Genomic DNA, 21,474 nt, shown 5'->3' with positions numbered 1-21,474 from the left:
CGATTACACGAAAATAGAAAATTACTTCTAACACTCCAAATTATTTTAGAGTTTATTTATACATTTTATTTTTATTGTGAATTTTAATTACATTTTGTTTAAAAAAACATAGAAATTATTATTATTGCATAATTTTAATTATCAATAAAAAGAATTATGGTAATCGATAACAATTATATTGTCATAATCCAAAAAAAATGTATTTTTGTGTTAAATTAACCTAAACCCTATCTACTTAATGAGCGAAAAAACAACCATTTATGATATTGCTAAAAAGCTTAACATTACGGCTGCTACTGTCTCCAGAGCTTTAAATAACAACCCCAAAATAAAAGAAAGTACCAGGGAACTAGTTGTTGAAACAGCTGCTTTGATGAACTATAAACAAAATAAACTTGCTTTAGCATTAAAAAGTGGACGTAGTAACAACATAGGGGTTATTGTTCCTCGTATAGACAGTAATTTTTTTGCATCAGTCATCAGGGGAATTGAAGAAGAGTTATACCCTCATGGTTATCAGGTTATTATTTGCCAGACTCATGAGAACCCCAAAAGAGAAAATGAAAATCTTTATACTTTAATAGATGCGCAGGTTGATGGTATTCTTATGTCTGTTACAGATGTGACAAACGAAAATGATAGTGCTTTTCATAATGTATTAGAAAAAAATGTCCCTTTGATATTTTTTGACAGAAGCAAGCATATAGATGGTGTAAGTTCTGTTACAATTAACGACTTTAAAGGTGGATACATCGCCACAAAACAGCTAATAGATCAAGGGTGCAAGCAAATAGCTCATTTGTCAGGAGATCAGTCACTCGAAATTTTCAAGAACAGATTTTTAGGATACAAACAAGCTTTATTGGACAGCGGGATTACATTCGACGAACAATATGTTATCCGATCTAAAAGTAGCGTAGAAGCCGGAAAAGAAGCGATAGATATTTTATTAGCGCTTGAAAATCCTCCGGATGCTATATTTTCTTCCAGCGATTTTGCTGCATTAGGAGCCATTCAGGAATTAAAAGAAAGAAACATAAGTATTCCTGACAAATTTTGTATAGCCGGTTTTAGTAATGAACCTTTTACCAAATTTATGGAACTCTCCATAACTTCAGTAGACCAATCCCCTCTTGAAATGGGAAGAATGTCTGCACGTGTTTTCTTAGAACAAGTAGATAAAACAGACACCATTAAAATCGAAAAAAAGGTAATCCTGGCACCCGAATTACACATTCGTAAATCTTCATCAAGAACCATCTTTTAATTTCTTTAACGATATAAGTGATATAAATTGCATTTAAAACATGAAACAATTAAAATGAAATTACACCCTTATCACATAGTTAAATCATTGATTTACAGAAAATAAAATCATTTTTACTTACTACATTAGCCAGAACCTCATAATAAATTTAGCTTTACAAAATCTACACTATCATTATTAAGTTTGTGAAAAGCATAATCTATAACAAACGTTTAAATTTCCTCCTTCAAACTGAATTATTTTATTTTTTGGTGATTTTCTAATCCCGTATTTTCTACTAATTTCTTCAATGGGTATAATTCACATTTATCCTAAAAAAAAGTATTTTCGTAATCGATAACAATTTATATTGAATTATACAAAAAAAAGGTATTTTTGTGCTAAAATAATCAAAATAAATTTTTTGGATGAGCGAAAAAACAACTATTTATGATATTGCTAAAAGACTCAATATTACTGCTGCTACAGTTTCCAGAGCTTTAAATAATAATCCGAAAATAAAAAAAAGCACTCGTGAGTTGGTTCTTGAAACGGCTGATTCAATGGGTTATAAACAAAATAAATTAGCTTTGGCGTTAAAAAGCGGGAGAAGCAATAATATAGGTATTATAGTTCCTCGTGTTGATAATAATTTTTTCGGTTCAGTAATTAGAGGTATTGAAGAAGAACTCTATCCTCATGGTTATCATGTTATTATTTCCCAAACCCATGATGATCCAAAAAGAGAAAATGAAAATCTTTATGCTTTAATAGATGCACAGGTAGATGGCATTCTAATGTCTGTTACGGATGTTAGCGATGAAAACAATGATGCATTTCAAAATGTATTACAAAAAAAAGTTCCCTTAATCTTCTTTGACAGAAGCAGGCATATTGATGGAGTTAGTTCCGTTACCATTAATGACTTTAAAGGTGGATATCTTACCACAAAACACTTAATTCACGAAGGTTGCAAACATATCGCTCATCTATCCAGAGATCAATCCCTTGATATATTCAAAAACAGGTTTTTAGGTTATAAGCAAGCTTTACTGGATAGCGGTATGATTTTTAAAGAGGAATATGTTATTCCTATTAAGAGTAGCCTGGAATCAGGAAAAGAGGCAATAGACATTCTATTACAACTCGAAACTCCGCCAGATGCCATCTTTTCGTCAAGTGATTTTGCCGCATTGGGAGCCATTCAGGAATTAAAAGAAAGAAACATAAGCATTCCTGACGAATTTTGTGTAGCTGGATTCAGTAACGAACCTTTTACCAAATTTATGGAACTCTCCATAACTTCAGTAGACCAATCCCCTCTTGAAATGGGAAGAATGGCAGCTCGGGTTTTCTTAGAACAAGTAAAAAAAACAGACACTATTAAAATTGAAAAAAAGGTAGTCCTGGCGCCAGAATTACACATTCGTAAATCTACATCAAGAACTACCTTTTAATAGGTTTCTTAAAAATATTTTATAGAGAAACTCCTCTTTTCCAAGGAATAAAATCGTTTTGATTTAAAATTGCTGCTTTGGTTTTAATAGTACCACTTGCAACATCTATAATAAATTCTAACATTTCATCTGCCATTTCATTAATTGATTTTTCGCCGGTAATAATTCCACCAGTGTCAATATCGATAATATCAGACATTTTTTGTGCCAATTGAGTGTTAGAAGATACTTTTACAACCGGTGCAATTGGGTTTCCTGTTGGAGTTCCTAAACCTGTTGTAAACAATACCATATTTGCTCCGGATCCTACCATTGCAGTTGTACATTCTACGTCATTTCCAGGAGTACACAACAATGTAAAGCCTGGTTCATTAATATATTCTCCATAATCGAAAACTCCGACGATTGGTGAAGTCCCTCCTTTTTTGGCAGCACCTGCAGATTTCATTGCATCTGTAATCAAACCGTCTTTGATGTTTCCCGGAGATGGATTCATATCAAATCCTGAACCTGCATCTACAACTGTTTTTTCATACCATTGCATTAATTCCAAGAAACGTTTTCCGTCTTTATCATCCACACATCGGTTTACCAATTCCTGTTCTACACCACATAATTCCGGAAATTCAGAAAGAATTGTAGTTCCTCCTAAAGCAACCAGTTTATCAGATAACACACCTAATGTGGGGTTAGCAGAAATACCTGAAAATCCATCAGAACCACCACATTCCAAACCAATTTTTAATTTTGATAATGGAGTTGGAGTTCTTTCAATTTTATTAGCTTCTTTTATAGCAGCGAAAGAGTCTTTTACTACAGTATTCAACATATCCTCGATAGTTCCAATTTGCTGTTGGTCGTAAATCAAAACAGGTTTGTCGCTGTTTGGATTGATAGCCTTCATTGCATCCTGAAAAATAGAGATTTGCAAGTTTTGACAACCTAAACTCAATACAGTAGCACCTGCCACGTTTGGATTATTTACATATCCGGCCAAAAGTTTAGCCAAACTATGTGAATCCTGACGAATTCCACCACAACCACCCTGGTGAGTAATGAATTTTACTTCAATATTTTTGAATAAATCAACTTCATTAGATTTTGCAACTGCATCCTCAGCACCTTTTTCAGAATTTACCAAAGAACGAAGCAAAAGTTGATAATCATTTTCTTTAGGCTTCATTAATTCCTTCTCAAAAATACCTTTTAGGATTTCGATGTTTCTGTTTTCACAAAATACTAATGGAAAGAACAACCATACATTTTCAGTACCTACTTGCCCGTCTGTTCTTTGATATCCATTAAAAGTTCTGTCTTTCCATTTATCAACATTAGGAACTGTCCAACCTATAGATTCGGTTTTGGCTGTTACCTTTGCACTTTCGTGTTTCACATTTTCAGTAGAAAGCAAACCTCCTTTTGCAATTGGAGCACTTGCTTTACCAACTAAAACTCCATACATAATAATGCGTTCTCCTGCTTCAAAAGGATACATTGCAATTTTATGCTTCATTTTCACATCAGTTTCGATAGTGATATCATCACCTTCAAAGCTAATAACCTCACCAGCAGTTAGATTAACTAATGCTACTGCAACATTGTCTGAAGGGTTTACTTTTATTAATTTTTTTTGCATGATAATAATTTTAGAAGTATGTATTCTAATTAATATTGTTTACCGAAATTTGCGAAACCTTTTTCAATACCGCTTTCTTCAATTTCGTTCAAAGCTACTACTAAAGCCTCTGATAAACCTTTAATTTTTGTTAAATCTTCACCCCAGAATTCAGTGTTTCCTAGTGTTTGTTTTACTACAGTTACAGTATCGTTTGACCATATAGCCTCAAAAGCATCGGTAATATCTTTGCTGTCATCAACTGGCAAAGTGGCTCCGTTCCAGGTTCCTTTGTAGAAACGAATTAAAGCAGCAAATGCAAAAGTTAAGTTAGTAGGTACTTTGTCAAATTTTTCGATATAAACTAAAATACTTGGTAATACTCTTACTTTAAATTTTGAAATAGAATTCAAAGCAATACTGGAAAGATTATGTTTGATAAATGGATTTCTAAAACGATCCAGAACATCTTCAGCAAAAAGATCCAGTTCTTTTTTATCCATATCAATAGTTTCATTAATCTCGTCAAAAATAGCTTTGTTGATAAATGAACCTGTAAAATCCCCATCTACTGTTTCTTTTACAGTCTCGTTTCCGAACATTAATGAAAAAGGAACCATTGCAGTATGGGCACCATTCAGGATTCTTACTTTTCTGGTTCTGTAAGGCTGCATATCAGCAACGATTTTCACATCCAAATTTGTTTTGTGGAATGGTAATTTTGCTTTCAAATCTTCTCCGCCTTCAATTACCCAAAGGAAGAAAGTTTCAGCAGAAACAATTAAATTATCTGAATAATCTAATTGTTTGTTGTATTCGTCAATTTCAGCTCTTGGGTATCCAGGTACAATTCTATCCACTAACGTATTATGGAAAGTATTGCTTTCGTTAATCCAGGTTACAAAATCAGCCCCTAAATTCCAGTCGTTACTGTATTTAAGGATAATTTCTTTTAAAGTATCAGCATTATAATTAATCAATTCACATGGAATGATCGCCAAACCCTTAGATTTATCTCCGTTGAAATGCTTGAATCTTTCATGTAAAAGAACAGTTAATTTTGCAGGATAAGAACTTGGTGGCTGCATATCAGGTGTATCCGTGCTTACATAAGCAATACCGGACTCTGTTGTATTTGAAATGATGAATTCTAATGCTGATTCTTTAGCTAAAGCCAAATAATCACTGAAGTTAGTATAAGGATTGATTCCTGATACAAGATTAGTAATCAATTTCTTTTCCTGAACTTCCTGCCCTTTAGACAATCCTTTCATAAACAAAGTGTACAATCCGTCCTGATCGTTCAACATGTTTACCATTCCGTTTTCAATTGGTTGCACAACTGCAATTCCTGCATTGAAATCTACTGTATCGTTCAGTTCCTGAAAAGCATGATCTATAAAAGCCCTTAAAAAATTACCTTCACCAAACTGAATTACTTTAATTGGTTGTAATTTTTCTAATCCTGTATTTACTCTATTTAATTTTTTCATTATATTTTCTTAATGTGTTATAAATAACCCACTTCAATACCTTATCCGTTTTTATTAAAATGGATCTTCATTATTGTAAAAGAAACATTACACTTAAGAGTAAAATAAAGCTTGCTGTGAGGAGTGACAAGATTTATTTTGAAGTGTAATGTTCAATTACAACCTTTAAAATCTAAAAAAACTGCCTTGAAATAAGGAATTAAAAATTGATTATTCCTTATTTATTTCTAATCTCTTTTATGATGTTTAAAACATCACTTATTTTATTTTTCAAACCTTCAAAATCCTGATTATCTAATAATTCTTTCGAAATTAATTGTGAACCAAGACCAACACAGGCGGCACCTGCATTCAACCAGGAAGACAAGCTTTCTACTGTTGGATAAACACCGCCAGTAGGCATAATATTTGTCCAGGGACAAGGTCCTTTTATTGCTTTGATAAACTCTGGTCCATAAATATCAGCTGGAAATAATTTTACGATTTCGCAGCCTAATTCTTCTGCTCTGGCTATTTCTGTAAGTGTACCGCAACCAGGTGACCATAAAACTTTACGACGATTACAAGCAATCGCAATATCTTCCCTAAAAACAGGTGTTACAATAAAATTAGCACCAAGCTGCATATACAATGAAGCTGCTGCAGCATCTGTTATTGAACCTACACCCAACATCATTCCCGGCAATTCAGCCAGTGCATATTTATTTAATGCTCCAAAAACCTCAAAAGCAAAATCTCCTCTACTAGTGAATTCCATTAATCTGGATCCACCATCGTAGCAGGCTTTTAATACTTTTTTACTGATTTCAATATCTGAATGAAAAAACAACGGAACCATTCCATTATCTTTCATCGTCTGAACTACTTCAATTCTTGAATACTTTGCCATACTTATATTTATCTTGATACTAATCCGGCAGAATTTCCTCCTGCCATATTTTCAACTTCTTGTAATGTAACTAAATTATAATCTCCGGCAATTGTGTGCTTTAAACAACATGCTGCAACTGCAAAATCTAATGCCTTTTGGTTATTACCTGAATATTCAAGCAAACCATAAATTAGTCCACCCATAAAGGCATCTCCGCTTCCTACTCTGTCAATTACAGGAGTTACTTCTTGTACCGCCGCATTGTAAACAGATTTTCCGTCAAACAAAATACCACCTATCCTTTGGTGAGAAGCACTTACTGAATAACGTAATGTTGTCGCTACCGTTTTTAAATCCGGGCAAAACTCATACAATTTAGAATATAATGCCGGTAATGATTTTTCATCCTGATAATCAGGATTTACTTTAGGGATTCCCAACATAAAATAGGCTGTGTCAATATCTCCTAAAATAACATGACTATATTTTAATAATTCCGGCATCACCTCACTTGGAGTTTTACCATATTGCCATAATTTTGATCTGTAATTTAAATCACATGAAATAGTCAGTCCTAATTCGTATGCAACCTGAACTGCTTCCAGACAAGCTTCTGCTGCACTTTGAGAAATTGCTGCTGTAATTCCACTAAAGTGAAACCAAGTAGCTCCTTCTAATATTTTTTTCCAATCAATATCTCCTTTTTGAATCGTTGCCATCGAACTATGTGCCCGATCATATACAACGTTGCTCCCTCTGGTTCCTGCTCCTGTTTCTAAATAATAAGTTCCTAAACGTTCTCCGCCGTAAACAATATTTTTAGCTTCAACATTCATTTTACGCATTTCCTGTACTGCGCAAGCACCAATTTCATTCTCAGGTAATCTGGTTACAAATTCGGCATCAATACCATAATTAGCCAAAGAAGCACAAACATTAAATTCACCTCCGCCGTAAGACGCTGTAAATGCTTTAGCCTGAGAAAATCGCAAATGTCTTTCTGTCGAAAAACGCAACATTATTTCGCCGAATGCAACTACTTTACTCATTATCAATATTTAATTAAAATTTGAAATACTCTTTGGCATTATTATAACTGATATCAGATACCATTTTACCGATCCATTCCATGTCAGCAGGAAGTTCACCTCTTTGAATTTCATCTCCTAAAAGATTACAAAGGATTCTACGGAAATACTCGTGCCTTGGAAACGAAAGGAAACTTCTTGAATCAGTTAACATTCCTACGAAACAACTAATTAATCCCATGTTTGAAAGTGCATTCAGTTGTTTGGTCATTCCATCTTTCTGGTCTAAAAACCACCAACCGGAACCAAATTGTACTTTTCCTCTAACGCTTCCGTCATTAAAGTTTCCAATCATCGTAGCCATCACTTCGTTATCAGCCGGATTTAAGTTATAAATGATTGTTTTTGTCAATTTATCTTTACTGTCCAATGCATTTAAGAAAGAAGATAATTTTTGAGCCTGTGGATAATCCCCAATAGAATCCCAACCTGTATCAGGCCCTAAAATTCTATGCATACGGGCATTATTGTTACGCAAAGCTCCTAAGTGAAATTGTTGTACCCAGCCCAACTCATGATAAGATTCACAAAGAAACAATAAAATTGCACTTTGAAATTTTAATGCTTCTTCAGAAGTAATAGTTTGATTTTCTCTTTTCTTTTTGAAAATTGAATTTACTTCAGATTCTGTAAAATTTTCAAAATAAATCTGATCCAAACCATGATCACTTAATTTACAGCCATTTTCATTAAAAAACTGAATCCTTTTTTTCAATGCATCACATAAATCAGCATAGGTATTAATTGCTGTTCCGGCAACATTTCCTAATGTATTAATGTAATCATTATACCCATCATTTGAAATTAAGATTGCTTTATCAGGTCTGAAGGCAGTGCTCATCTTAGTTTCAAAAGGATTTTTTGACAATTTTTGATGAAACTCCAAAGTATCAATTGGATCCTCAGTAGTACAAACCAATTCAGCATTTACTTTTTTAAGCAAATTTCGGGTACTATAAGCCTCTGAATTTATTTTTTCAGAAGTCTCGATATATATTTTCTCAGCCGTTTTTTCATTCAATAATTCATGAATATCAAAATAGCGTGCCAATTCTAAGTGTGTCCAGTGGTATAAAGGATTACGCATTGTATACGGAACCGTTTTTGCCCAGTTTAAGAATTTATCCTTATCTGAACCATTTCCTGTAATAAATTGTTCATTAACCCCCAATGTACGCATGGCGCGCCATTTGTAATGATCACCGTTTATCCAAACCTGTGTAATATTGTCGAAAATTTTATCTTCGGTAATAAACTGAGGATTTAAGTGATTATGATAATCAATTATAGGTTGGTTTTTAGAGTAATTGTGATATAATTCTTCCGCGAATTTATTTTCAAGTAAAAAATTATCGTTTATGAATGTTTTATTAGAGCTCATGATTTAAATATAATAGAAAATTATTCGTTTGATGGTTTACCAATTGTTGCAAGAATTCCTCCGTCAACATACAAAATATGACCGTTGACAAAATCACTTGCTTTGGAAGATAAAAATATTGCTGCACCGGCCAGGTCACCTGGATCTCCCCATTTAGCAGCAGGAGTTCTGCTTATGATAAAATCGTTAAACGGATGTCCGTCAACCCTGATAGGTTTTGTTTGTTCTGTTGCAAAATAACCAGGGCCAATTCCGTTGATCTGAACATTGTATTTAGCCCATTCCGTAGCCATGTTTTTGGTCAGCATTTTCAAGCCACCTTTAGCAGCAGCATAAGCACCTACTGTACTGCGGCCTAATTCGCTCATCATTGAACAAATATTGATTATTTTCCCTTGTCTTCTTTCAATCATTCCTTTAGCAACATGCTTGGAAACAATAAAAGGACTTACCAAATCGATATCAATAACTTCTTTGAAATCGGCAACTTCCATTTCTATTAATGGAATTCTTTTGATGATTCCGGCATTGTTAATCAGAACATCAATTGATCCAACCTCACTTTCAATTTTTTTGACTGCATCGATAACTTCTTGTTCATTAGTTACATTAAATTTATAACCAACTGCTTTAATGCCTTCACTTTGAAGTTCATTAACAGCATCATCAATTTTTTGCTGAGAAGAATTTCCGTTTATAACAATTGTCGCTCCTGCTTGTCCTAAACCTTTTGCCATTGCCATTCCCAATCCGTGGGTACTTCCTGTGATTAGGGCAATTTTTCCTTTTATATCAAATAAGTTTGTCATAATTCTTATCTTAATTCAGTGATTTTACAAACATCCATATCACCGTAATCCAAATTTTCACCAGCCATTCCCCAGATAAAAGTATAATTACTGGTTCCTGAACCAGAGTGAATAGACCAAGGCGGAGAAATAACTGCCTGGTGATTGTTCATCCAGATATGCCTTGTTTCCTGTGGTTGTCCCATAAAATGACAAACTGCCTGATTTTCCGGAATATCCAAGTAAAAATAAACTTCCATTCTGCGATCGTGAACATGCGCAGGCATTGTGTTCCAAACGCTTCCCGGTCTTAACTCTGTCATACCCATTTGTAACTGACAAGTAGTAACCACGCTTCCAATAATCATTTGATTTACGGTACGGTGATTTGCCGTTTCCATAGTTCCTAATTCTAATTTATTTGCTTCTGCCAGACCTACTTTTACAGTTGGGTATGTAGTGTGTGCAGGAGCAGAATTTAAGTAAAATTTCGCAGGATTATTTTTATCATTGCTTTTAAAAACAACTTCTTTATTACCACTTCCGATATACAAAGCATCTTTAAATCCTAATTCATATACTGTTCCTTCAACAACCACAGAACCGCTACCACCAACATTAATAACACCTAATTCTCTTCGCTCTAAAAAGTAAGGTGCTTTAAGCGGATCAATTGTTTCTAATGTCAAGTCACTTTTTACAGGAACTGCAGAACCGGTAATGTATCTGTCATAATGAGAATAAACCAGTACTACTTCATCTTCCTGCATCAAATCATCAATCAGAAACTCATTTCTCAATTCCTGAGTATCATATTTTTTCACAGCTTCTGGGCTCGATGCGTATCTGGAACTATATTTTGTCATAATTTTTATTTTAATGTAATCGATTGCACAAAATTATATTTTTATATTTACTTTTCATAGGCGAAATTAAAAATTATTTGTGTTCTTTTCACACTTACACTTTTTTATTTAATTTTTTTTGAGTTATACACTTAGTTATTATTTGGTAATCAAACACTTATGTTTAAATTATGAATTTAAAAAGCAAAACTTTTTTAGAGATTAGCTCTAATTATAATCCTTAAAAGCATAAATTATTGATTATTAACAAAATATAAAATTACTTAAGCGTATAACTCAATAATTTTTAATGCTAAAGATCAGTAATTGGGGCATATTTAGGAACCAGAGATTTCATAACGATCCAGCCAGTTAAATAACATACAGCACAAATTGAAAAAATAATAAAATATCCGGCTTCAATTCCCTGAAAACCCATAAAGGACATATTGGTATCTTTACTATAATCAAATAATAAACCCGAACCTTTATTTATCAAAGTAGAACCAATACCTCCGGCCAAGCCTCCTATACCTGTAATAGTTGCAATTGCTTTTTTGGGAAACATATCTCCAACTGTAGTAAAGATATTGGCTGACCAGGATTGATGTGCCGCACCTGAAATACCAATTATAATTACAGGCAGCCAATAGCTAATATATCCCAAAGGCTGTGCAATTAATGCCAATAACGGGAAAAATGCAAAAATTAACATAGCTCTCATTCGTCCTTCATATGGGTTCATTCCTTTCTTTTCAACAAAATAAGTTGGCAGCCATCCGCCTATAATAGAAAGAAGCGTAATCATATACAATACAAATAACGGCAAAGCTGCTTCAGTAGAATCCATTCCGTAAACCGAACTTAAATAAGCTGGAGTCCAGAATAAGAAGAACCACCAAACACCGTCCGTCATAAATTTACCAAAGGCAAAAGCCCAGGTTTGCTTATATTTAAAACAATCTAAAAGAGAAACTTTTGTAGTCGTTTCAGGTACATATCCTACTAATTTACTATCTGCAATATCATCTTGTTGAATGTATTCTAATTCAGCAGCACTAACTTTTGGGTGTTTTTCAGGCTTATCATACATAAACACCCAAAATCCCATCCAGACAAAACCTAATGCACCAATAATAATAAATGCCATTTCCCAACCAAAAGATTTAGCGATAAAAGGAATTGATATTGGGGCAGCCAATGCACCAACAGTAGCACCTGCATTAAATATACTTGTAGAGAAAGCCCTGTCTTTTTTAGGAAAATATTCTGCTGTGGTTTTAATAGCGGCAGGAAAATTTCCGGCCTCACCAACTGCCAAAACAAAACGAGCAAATATAAACAAGGTAACACTAACGTTAATTACCATACCTGTATCATTTACAGTACGAATTGCTTCTTTAGCTCCCTCAAAACCAACAAACCATTCTCCAGTTATTATTCCTGAAGTCGCAATACCACAAAACGCATGTAAACATGCACCTATCGACCATATCCCTATAGCCCAGAGAAATCCTTTTTTAGTATCTAACCAATCTACAAATCTTCCTGCAAACAATAATGAAACTGCATAAAAAATAGAAAATAATGCTGTAATATTTCCATAATCATTATTAGTCCAATGGAATTCAGGGGCAATAAAATCGCTCCATGTTAAAGAAAGTACTTGTCTGTCTAAATAATTAATAGTAGTTGCAAAAAAAAGTAGTGCACATATACTCCAACGATAATTTCCAGTAGATTTTTTGGTTTGATTCATAGTAGATAGTTTGTTTGGCTTGTAAAACCGTTTAATAATTTTAGAACGAAGATAGCTTTTAAAAGCTGGTAAATTTAAAGTTTACTTTTAACTGAATAATCACATGAACTAAAATTAAACGTAAAATTCAAAAATGTAATCGATTGCACAAATATAGATTTAAATCTTTATATTCCAAATAAATTATTTAAAAAAATATTTTAACTGATTAAATTAAAGCATATTGTAAAAATACTTGTATAAAATTACACAAAAGATAATATCCCTGTTAAATACTCAGTAATTAAAGCTTACAATAAAGAACTGAATAGCAAACATATAAAAACTATAATAATAGTTTTATCAATATAAAAAATTCTAACAAATTCATGTCGAAAAATTATGAATGTAATTAATGTTATAAACAATTATTTAAACACTACACTTATTGACCATAAATCAATATTATCTAAATATTATTATATATTTTTTGAAGACAGATTGGCATATCGGGAAAAGTCGATATATTTGCAATATGGAACATATAGAACTTTTTAAGGCACTCTCCAATAAATCCAGATTACAAATGCTGGAATGGCTGAAAGAACCCGAACTCAACTTTCCAGAACAACTCCAACATGCAGGATTTGAACACGGAGTATGTGTGGGGCAAATTCAGGCAAAGGCTGGCTTAACACAATCTACAGTTTCAGAATACCTGTCTATTTTACAGCGTGCGGGATTTATTGAAGCCAAACGTGTGGGACAATGGACATACTACAAACGCAACGAAAGTGCCTTTGAAGCACTCAGTAAATTAATTCAATCTAATTTGTAAATTACTATGAGTACAAACAACCTGTTTTCGCCATTTAACTTAAAAACGTTAAATCTAAAAAACCGAATCGTAATGGCGCCAATGACGCGCTCATTTTCTCCAAACGGAATTCCAACTGATGAAGTAGCCCATTACTACCAAAAAAGAGCTGAAGGTGAAGTTGGATTACTATTATCCGAAGGAACTGTTATCGACAGACCCTCATCATCAAATGATGCCAATGTACCTCACTTTTATGGAAGTGAATCTCTAAAAGGATGGAAAAAAGTGATCGATAAAGTTCACGTTGCAGGAGGTTCTATGGGGCCACAAATCTGGCATATGGGAATTATGGACAACCACCATTCAGGATGGATTCCTCCAGTTCCTTTTGAAGGACCATCGGGATTAAACAGACCTGATTTCAGAAATGGGGTTGCAATGTCTGAAAAAGATATCGAAGACACTATTATTGCTTTTGGTCAAGCTGCTGCTGATGCTAAAAGATTAGGTTTTGACACGATTGAAATTCACGGCGCACACGGCTATTTAATTGATCAGTTCTTTAGAGCTGAAACTAATTTACGTACTGATATTTATGGTGGAAAAACATTACCGGAACGTAATCGCTTTGCTATTGAGGTAGTAAAAGAAATCAGAAAACAAGTAGGTGAAGATTTCGCTGTTATCATGAGATTCTCTCAATTTAAACCTTCTGATTACAATTATAAGCTGGCAAAAAACCCACAGGAATTAGAAGCATGGCTTACTCCTATTGTCGATGCCGGAGTTGATATTTTACATTGTTCACAACGTCGTTTCTGGGAACCTGAATTTGAAGATTCTGATTTGAATTTTGCAGGATGGGCTAAAAAAGTGACAGGAGCTCCAACTATTACAGTTGGTTCAGTTGGGCTTTCCGGAGATTTCTTTGGCGCTTTTGCCGGAGAAAGTTCTCAACCCACTTCTTTAGAAGAGCTGAACAGACGTTTCGACAGAGGTGATTTTGATTTGGTAGCGGTTGGAAGACCTCTTTTATCTGATCCGAACTGGGTGGCAAAAATCAAGGCTGGTAAAACAGATCAATTAAAAGGTTTCAGTAAAGAAGCTTTGGCAGAATTGGTTTTAGAATAAAAATCGAAATCGGATAAAATTGTAGACATGCCTAATTGTAGAGACGCACAGCAGTGCATCTACACAATGGATATTAATAAAGAAAATAGACAAAAAGGGATGAAAACATATAAAAACATTTTCATCCCTTTTTTATTTAATCATCATCTTCATCTGATTCAAAAAAATCGTTTGGATCAAAAGGAATATCTTCATCAGGATCTTTATCATGTGCATTTACACCCGGTGGATTAAATAATCCCCAACTGTCTTTAATATAATTCCACACGTCAAAACTTGCTACCCAATCAATAAATAATAAGCGAAATTCCTCAATTGTATTGCGCAATAATTCAATATAATCTTTATCTGTAATGCCTTCTTCATAACGTAAACTCCCAGCCTGAACATATAATTCTCTGGCAGCTTTTCGAATTATAGCCGCATTTTCCATTCGAAGATCATATAAATCTGTACCTTCTGCTCCAGCAATTTTTACAGGAATAATCATTGCGTTTTCTAACATAAAACGAACGGTAGTTTCTTGCAAAAATTCATTTTCGACAGGAATTATATAAATCAATCCTTCTGTTAACCTAAAAATTTGTTCCGCCTTTTGATATATTGGCATATTATGGGTTCTGTCTATTTCTGACATTATTTATCATTTTTATAGTTCATAAATTTAAAATATTTAATGATAATGTATGAATTAAATTACTTCTATTTTATATTTTCTTAAACGTTTGCATTTTTGTCAATATACTGGGTCCAGATGCGCTGCTGTGCGTCTCTACTTAATAATTATTAAAGAGAAAAAGGATGAAACACAATCGTTTCATCCTTCTATTTGAATAACTACAACTAACAAAATTAGAAATTCGACATTGTTTATTCCGTAACAATCGTTTTTCTCTTTTGAAATTTATTCTGAAGCCAGTTTCTAACCGGTTCATCGTACAATTTCAAACACAAATAAGCCATTACAATACTGACAATTAAAACTCCGATTCCAACTCCATATCCATCTGCCAGAGAAACTTTGTTATCTACAACCCAGGCGGTGTACCAATAAATCAGGGGATAATGTGTGATATAAAGCGGATAAGAAATGTTACCTAAAAATTTACATATTTTTAGTGAAAATGAATTCATTATTTCTCCTCCTGCACCGATTGACACTATTAAAGGAAACATCAGAATAATACAAAATGATTCATATAAACCGTTCATCCAAATACTATTTTCGTCTCCAATTCTTGGTATAATCAGTACTGCCGAAATCATTAAACTACAAATCCAGAAAGCACCTTTTACATGAATTAGTTTTCCTAAACGAGAAAGCAAAATTCCGGCAAAAAAAGGATATAACAAACGCGTAAAACCAACATTCATCTGCTCAAGGTTTAATGACCAGCCTCCAATAACATCGCCTTTTGGTCCAAAAACGGTGTAATTGATCAACATTATGGCAAATATCAAAACAAAGAATCCAAGGAGTTTATTTGAGAATTTTCTAAAAAATAACGCGTAGAGAATATTAGCGATATATTCGAAGAAAAGAGACCATGCCGGGCCGTTAAGCGGATGCATTTCGCCCCATCCCCTAATTTCCATTGAGGGCGGAATTGGGAGCAACGTGAAACCAATAATCATGGTTAGAATTACTTTCCACACTTCCATTCCGGCAATCATCGGAAACAAAATACCCGAAGCCTGGAAGTAATAGAAAATGGCTCCGATAATCATTCCCATAATTACCATAGGTTGCAAACGGATCAAACGTCGTTTGTAAAATTCCCATTGCGACATTTTAACCCAGCGATCATCATATGCATAAGCCACTACAAATCCGGATAAAAGGAAAAAGAAATCTACGGCCAGATAACCGTGATTGATGATCTGTACAAACCGATTCCCTCCTGAAAAAGCTTCAAAAACATGAAAAGCAACGACTAATATCGCCGCAACTCCACGCAAACCGTCTAAAATTTCGTAATGTTTTTTTGGTTGAATTTCAATAGAAGTTGAACTCATAAAAATGGTTAGTTTTTTGGTTGAAATTATTTAACCGCAAAGATTGCAAGGTTTACGCAAAGATTGCAATGAAAATTTTTGAAAAGTTCGCAAAGCTTTAAGCAAAGCTAAACAATTATCTAATTAAATTATTCCTGATGATTCTTAAGCCATTCCAATCTGCGCTGATCCGGCAAATGCGTTACTTTGAAATTCTCGAATTTGGCTTCAAATCCTTTCCCGTCCGGAGATGCAGCCATCAGGCCAACCATAACTGGCACATTATCCTGCAAAGGTGCATTTCGGGCTAGAATATAATTTTTATCATCAAAGGAGTAAAAAACTTCAATTACATCTAATCGTCTTACTACTTTCATCCAGACAAATGGTGGTGCTTTTTCAAGAGTTGTGACACTCCAATCGCTTTTATCATGTGTTACAACAGTACTGATATTAAATTTCCCGTCCACAAATTCAACTCCGGTTTTTATGTAGTTTTTTTCATCAACGCGAATCATCAAGCCCATTTGATCAAAACGTGCAATATAATTTCCTGTCAACTTTACTTTGGCTTCAAATTCTCCGCCATAAGTCGCATAATAAAAAGGCGCATCATCGACGGTAAATCCGTAATGCGAAATACGCCAATAATCACTATTTGCTGTAACATTCATAATTAAGGCATTGTTTTTAATTTCCCATTTTTCAGGTTCATTAAACCATTGCATTTTATTCAGGCTTTGTGCTGAAAGGTTTTTCACTAAAAATAAAACTATAATACTAAGTGCAATTTTTTTCATATTACTTATTCTTTTAAAAACAAAGCTGCAACTTTTCATCATTGCAGCTTAACTCACAACCAATTTAACTAACAAAATTTATTTAAGCGAAAAACTCACTTTAGACTTTATATCTGTAGAAGATGCTCCAATTGTGGCTTCAAAAGCTCCCGGCTCAGCAACCCATTCGTGCTTTTTATCATCAAAAAAGCTTAGTGCCGTTTTATCAATTGTAAATGTTACAATTTTTTCTTCTCCTGCTTTAAGCGAAATTTTCTCAAACCCTTTTAATTCTTTTATCGGACGTGGCAATGAAGATTTCAAATCACTAACATAAAGCTGAATTATCTCTGATCCCTCACGGCTTCCAGTATTTTTTACTTTTACAGAAAACGTAATCTGATCTCCTACTGACATTTGTTTTTTATCAGCAGTCACTTTTCCGTATTCAAAAGTCGTATAACTTAAACCGTGACCAAAAGAGAATAATGGTTTTGCTTTTTGTTTGTCTGCCCAACGGTATCCAACAAAAATGCTTTCTTTATAGGTAACCTCATCTCCGCCAGGAAATTCTCCTAAAGCATGTGCTCCATTATCATTTAATTTTACCGGGAAAGTAAAAGTCAGTTTTCCTGACGGATTAACATCCCCAACCAAAACATTCGCCAAAGCAGTTCCGGCTTCTGTTCCTAAAAACCATCCCTGTACAATTCCTGGAACCTCTTTTACCCATGGCATCGCCACAGCATTTCCGGATATATTTATAAAAACCACATTTTTATTTACCTTAACCAATTCAGCTATTAATTTATCCTGATTGTACGGAAGTTCTAATTCTTTACGGTCGTTTCCTTCTGCGTCCTGATGATCACTTTTGTTTAATCCTCCAATAAAAAGAACCACATCAGCATCTTTAGCAACTTTTAAGGCTTCAGCAGATAATTCAGCAGCAGAACGTTTGTCTTCTAAACTCACTTTTGCCACTACTCCGTTATAATTACTGGTGGGATCTCCCACATAACCTCGGGCATATATAATTTCAGCCTGATTCCCTACTCTTTTCTTCAGCCCTTCAAGAGGTGTAATTTCATATCTTGCTTTTAATGAAGAACTTCCCCCGCCAACAGTCATCATTTTAATGGCGTTCTCTCCAATAACAGCAATTCTCTTGGTTTTAGAAAGGTTGATTGGCAGAATATTGTTATTGTTCTGCAGCAGTACGATTCCTTCTTCAGCAATTTTTAAACCTGCCTTAGCGTGTTCTTCTGTACCAAAAGATCCAAAAGGTCTATTTTTATCCATATTGGTTAAGAAAGACAAACGCAAAATACGACGTACTTTTTCATCTAATTCTTTAGTTCCAATTTCACCTTTCGCAATCATAGCGGAATATGGTTTTGCCAAATAATAGTTATCATAAGCATTGCTGGTTCCCCAAGAAAGTCCGTTTGTCCAGGAACCAAATTCCATATCCAATCCATTATGAATAGCTTGTTTCGTATCATGAACACCTCCCCAATCTGAGATTACAACTCCTTTAAAACCCCACTCACCACGAAGAATATCATTCAGTAAAAACTCATTATGGCAGCAATGCTGTCCTTTATATTTATTGTAAGATCCCATAATTGCCCAAGCATCACCTTCCTGAACAGCTGCTTTAAAGGCAGGTAAATAGATTTCGTATAAAGCACGATCATCTACAATTACGTTTACGGCATTACGATTGGTTTCCTGATTGTTTAGGGCGAAATGTTTTACGCAGGCCGCTACCCCATTTGACTGAACACCTTTGATATAAGGAACTACCAGTTCTGACGCAAGAAAAGGATCTTCTCCCATATATTCGAAGTTACGACCGTTTAATGGCGTTCTGTAAATATTGACTCCGGGCCCTAATAATACATTTTTATTACGGTAACGCGCTTCTTCTCCTAATGATTTTCCATATAATGAAGCTAATTCCTTATTCCATGTTGCAGATAAAGCCGTCAAAGCCGGAAATGCAATACAGGAATCATTTGTCCAGCCTGCCTGATCCCATTCGTCCCATAGAACTTCGGTACGTATTCCGTGAGGTCCGTCTGTCATCCAGTTTTCGGGAATTCCTAAACGCGGTACTCCTGGCGAACTGAATTTAGACTGCGCATGAATCATGGCAATTTTTTCATCGATTGTCATTTTAGAAAGTGCATCTTCTACACGCTCATTGATTGTTTTGTTATCATCCAGATAAACCGGAACCTTATTTTGTGCATTCAAACCGAATGAACTCAATACAACTAAAACAACTACTGTTTTCAAGTTTTTAAACATAACTATTAATTTATTAAAGCTTTTAATTTTATAATTAGGTGCGTATGCAGATATAATAAAAAGCACCAATTAATAATTGTAAAACTAAAACGTTATAGTTCGCTTACGATTTCTGAACGAAAAAAAGTAGTAAAATAAAAAAGTAAGATGTTTATTTACAATAGTTTAACAAAATTAAATCCTAAAAAAAAGTAGTGGTTTTAAAAAAAAGAGTTAAGCTTTCAAGGATAATAAACCAATTTTCATGACCATTTCTTCAAAATCATTTCGGGAAACAACAGCTTTATTTCGGGCTCTTGTGCGATAATTATAAATAGTGCTTAATGAGTAGCGAAGAAAAGCCGCAATTTTTACACTATCCGTTATCCCGAGCCTGATTAATGCAAAAATACGGAGTTCTGTATTGAGTAATTCCCCTTGTTTTAATATAATTTGCTCCTCTTTAATGAGCAAAGCATTGAAGTCTTTTACGAAAGTGGGATATAAGCTTAAAAATATAATGTCGAAATTCTTATACAATTCTTCCAGTTCATTATCAACCAGAGTAGTCGATTTCAACATTCTGAAAATCTCATCGAACTGTTTGGCAGTTGCTTTTTTATTTAGGATAACACGGTAGTTCTCTAATTTATTGATGTAAGCTGAACACAAACTAAAAAAATGTGCAATATATTCTTCTTTGATATGATTGGATTCTGACAGCTGTGCATTACGTTCCTGAAGCTGGTTATTTGCTTCGGTAATATCTTTGTTCAATTCGGCTAATTTTTGACTGGTTTCATAAAGTTCTCCACGAATTCTGGACACTTTTTTCATTTGTTTGTAAACATAAATTATGGCTACAATCAAAAAAGCCGAAAGCAGGCTTATGCACAAAAGATAAAACTTAAGCTCACTTTTTCTCTGGGCTTCACGTTCTAGATAAGCCGTATTGATAATTGAATACACCTGAGACATGAGAAGTGTTCGAAATTGTACATTGCAATACAATGCATCTTCTATGGCTGATTGTGTGAGTTTATATGCCATATCAACATCTCCCATCTCATAAAAAACCAATGCCAGTTCCTGTAGCGAGGCATTATCTTTTATGGCTTGTTTAATATCTGAAATAGCTGAAAGGGCATAATATTTTTTGACTGAATCTGTCTGATGTGTATTTTTTGAAATATTGCCTAAAAGATAAGTAATCATCGCGTATTGCGGATTATCATCTTTTGTAACTTTCAATAAACTCAATAGTTCCTTTTCTGCACCAGCAAATTCTTTATGATAAATATTTTTCTGGATTTGATTGATTTTATAATCTAAAGAATTAGGTTTTAAAACACCTAATAAAGAATCACGGTATTTTCCAATTTGCCCGATATAATGTTTACTATAGCTATTTGCATTATAATGCTCGAAAAATTCGCGATATGCAATATAATAATTAGGCAGTAATGATTTATGAAGTTCTTTTTTCCTGATACTTTTTAAAATGGCTTCAGATTCACGATACTTTCCTGATGAAGAATAAAGGTTCGCTAATTGCAACTGTGCCAAATTGAGCAAATTTTTTTTATGAAGGCCCTCTGCGATTTTAAGGTTTTTCTTTACATATAAAATTGCCGAATCGGAATTAAACTTTTGATATTCTGCATATAACGTTTTATTGTAATTGTATTCCTGCTCTTTTGATAAATCTTCCGGTTTTAGTTTTTTAAAATTTAAAATACGCTCTTCTTTTAAATGAACATAATGCTGTTTATTTTTAATGGCATCATTTAACCTTGTCAGAATTGTATCCGTATTATCCAATGAATAAACAGGAAAGCAAAACAAAACAGTTAGAAGGAACAGAAAATAATTTTTCAAGCTGGTAAAGATAAATTGAGACAGACAAATATGACAAAGTGACCTTATAAATTT

The 21,474-nt window shown here is 33.9% G+C and carries 17 protein-coding genes; 4 read left to right on the top strand and 13 right to left on the bottom strand.

Features of this window, described 5'->3' with window-relative positions; genetic code table 11:
- Positions 1-238 precede the first annotated feature (238 nt).
- Both J2W48_RS11825 and J2W48_RS11820 read left to right on the top strand, forming a co-directional pair.
- The gene (locus J2W48_RS11825) at positions 239-1,267 is read left to right on the top strand and encodes a LacI family DNA-binding transcriptional regulator (RefSeq protein ID WP_310281536.1); all 1,029 of its coding nucleotides are present in this window, start codon (positions 239-241) and stop codon (positions 1,265-1,267) included.
- A 407-nt stretch (positions 1,268-1,674) separates the two neighbouring features.
- The gene (locus tag J2W48_RS11820; protein WP_310281534.1) at positions 1,675-2,703 is read left to right on the top strand and encodes a LacI family DNA-binding transcriptional regulator; all 1,029 of its coding nucleotides are present in this window, start codon (positions 1,675-1,677) and stop codon (positions 2,701-2,703) included.
- Between the two features lie 19 nt (positions 2,704-2,722).
- Here the strand turns inward: J2W48_RS11820 and J2W48_RS11815 are convergent, their stop codons facing one another.
- The 8 genes from J2W48_RS11815 to J2W48_RS11780 all read right to left on the bottom strand — a co-directional run bounded on the left by J2W48_RS11815 (position 2,723) and on the right by J2W48_RS11780 (position 12,543).
- Positions 2,723-4,339 carry a UxaA family hydrolase gene (locus J2W48_RS11815; RefSeq protein ID WP_310281532.1) on the bottom strand — a complete coding sequence of 539 codons (1,617 nt, stop codon included), beginning with the start codon at positions 4,337-4,339 and terminating at the stop codon, positions 2,723-2,725.
- Between the two features lie 29 nt (positions 4,340-4,368).
- Positions 4,369-5,811 (bottom strand): tagaturonate reductase, encoded by a 1,443-nt coding sequence (locus J2W48_RS11810; protein WP_310281531.1) that lies wholly within the window; start codon positions 5,809-5,811, stop codon positions 4,369-4,371.
- Positions 5,812-6,028: 217 nt separating this feature from the next.
- Positions 6,029-6,700, bottom strand: a complete 672-nt coding sequence (locus tag J2W48_RS11805; protein ID WP_310281529.1) for a bifunctional 4-hydroxy-2-oxoglutarate aldolase/2-dehydro-3-deoxy-phosphogluconate aldolase — start codon at positions 6,698-6,700, stop codon at positions 6,029-6,031.
- A gap of 8 nt (positions 6,701-6,708) precedes the next feature.
- Positions 6,709-7,731, bottom strand: a complete 1,023-nt coding sequence (locus tag J2W48_RS11800; protein ID WP_310281527.1) for a sugar kinase — start codon at positions 7,729-7,731, stop codon at positions 6,709-6,711.
- Positions 7,732-7,744: 13 nt separating this feature from the next.
- Positions 7,745-9,151 (bottom strand): glucuronate isomerase, encoded by a 1,407-nt coding sequence (gene uxaC, locus J2W48_RS11795; RefSeq protein ID WP_310281525.1) that lies wholly within the window; start codon positions 9,149-9,151, stop codon positions 7,745-7,747.
- A gap of 20 nt (positions 9,152-9,171) precedes the next feature.
- The gene (locus J2W48_RS11790; RefSeq protein ID WP_310281524.1) at positions 9,172-9,960 is read right to left on the bottom strand and encodes a gluconate 5-dehydrogenase; all 789 of its coding nucleotides are present in this window, start codon (positions 9,958-9,960) and stop codon (positions 9,172-9,174) included.
- Positions 9,961-9,965: 5 nt separating this feature from the next.
- Positions 9,966-10,805 carry a 5-dehydro-4-deoxy-D-glucuronate isomerase gene (gene kduI, locus J2W48_RS11785; RefSeq protein ID WP_310281522.1) on the bottom strand — a complete coding sequence of 280 codons (840 nt, stop codon included), beginning with the start codon at positions 10,803-10,805 and terminating at the stop codon, positions 9,966-9,968.
- Between the two features lie 292 nt (positions 10,806-11,097).
- Positions 11,098-12,543 carry an MFS transporter gene (locus J2W48_RS11780; protein ID WP_310281520.1) on the bottom strand — a complete coding sequence of 482 codons (1,446 nt, stop codon included), beginning with the start codon at positions 12,541-12,543 and terminating at the stop codon, positions 11,098-11,100.
- 514 nt (positions 12,544-13,057) lie between these two features.
- On the opposite strand from J2W48_RS11780, the gene J2W48_RS11775 reads away from it, so the two are divergent.
- Both J2W48_RS11775 and J2W48_RS11770 read left to right on the top strand, forming a co-directional pair.
- Complete coding sequence (locus tag J2W48_RS11775) at positions 13,058-13,360, top strand: ArsR/SmtB family transcription factor (RefSeq protein WP_310281518.1); 303 nt, start codon at positions 13,058-13,060, stop codon at positions 13,358-13,360.
- Positions 13,361-13,366: 6 nt separating this feature from the next.
- The gene (locus J2W48_RS11770; protein WP_310281516.1) at positions 13,367-14,473 is read left to right on the top strand and encodes an NADH:flavin oxidoreductase; all 1,107 of its coding nucleotides are present in this window, start codon (positions 13,367-13,369) and stop codon (positions 14,471-14,473) included.
- 136 nt (positions 14,474-14,609) lie between these two features.
- Here the strand turns inward: J2W48_RS11770 and J2W48_RS11765 are convergent, their stop codons facing one another.
- From J2W48_RS11765 to J2W48_RS11745, 5 genes are all read right to left on the bottom strand, one after another.
- Positions 14,610-15,110, bottom strand: coding sequence for a hypothetical protein (locus J2W48_RS11765; RefSeq protein WP_310281515.1), 501 nt, complete (start codon positions 15,108-15,110; stop codon positions 14,610-14,612).
- A gap of 233 nt (positions 15,111-15,343) precedes the next feature.
- Positions 15,344-16,489: an acyltransferase family protein gene (locus J2W48_RS11760; protein ID WP_310281513.1), complete on the bottom strand. Its 1,146-nt coding sequence runs from the start codon at positions 16,487-16,489 to the stop codon at positions 15,344-15,346.
- A 128-nt stretch (positions 16,490-16,617) separates the two neighbouring features.
- Positions 16,618-17,268, bottom strand: a complete 651-nt coding sequence (locus tag J2W48_RS11755; protein ID WP_310281512.1) for a DUF1349 domain-containing protein — start codon at positions 17,266-17,268, stop codon at positions 16,618-16,620.
- Between the two features lie 78 nt (positions 17,269-17,346).
- On the bottom strand, positions 17,347-19,563 hold the full coding sequence (locus J2W48_RS11750) for a glycoside hydrolase family 3 C-terminal domain-containing protein (protein ID WP_310281509.1): 2,217 nt from the start codon (positions 19,561-19,563) through the stop codon (positions 17,347-17,349).
- A gap of 213 nt (positions 19,564-19,776) precedes the next feature.
- Positions 19,777-21,420, bottom strand: a complete 1,644-nt coding sequence (locus J2W48_RS11745; RefSeq protein WP_310281507.1) for a DUF6377 domain-containing protein — start codon at positions 21,418-21,420, stop codon at positions 19,777-19,779.
- Positions 21,421-21,474: the final 54 nt, after the last annotated feature.

The organism is Flavobacterium piscis (genome assembly GCF_031457575.1).
GTDB lineage: Bacteria > Bacteroidota > Bacteroidia > Flavobacteriales > Flavobacteriaceae > Flavobacterium > Flavobacterium piscis_A.
This window is presented reverse-complemented; position numbering and strand designations above follow the sequence as displayed.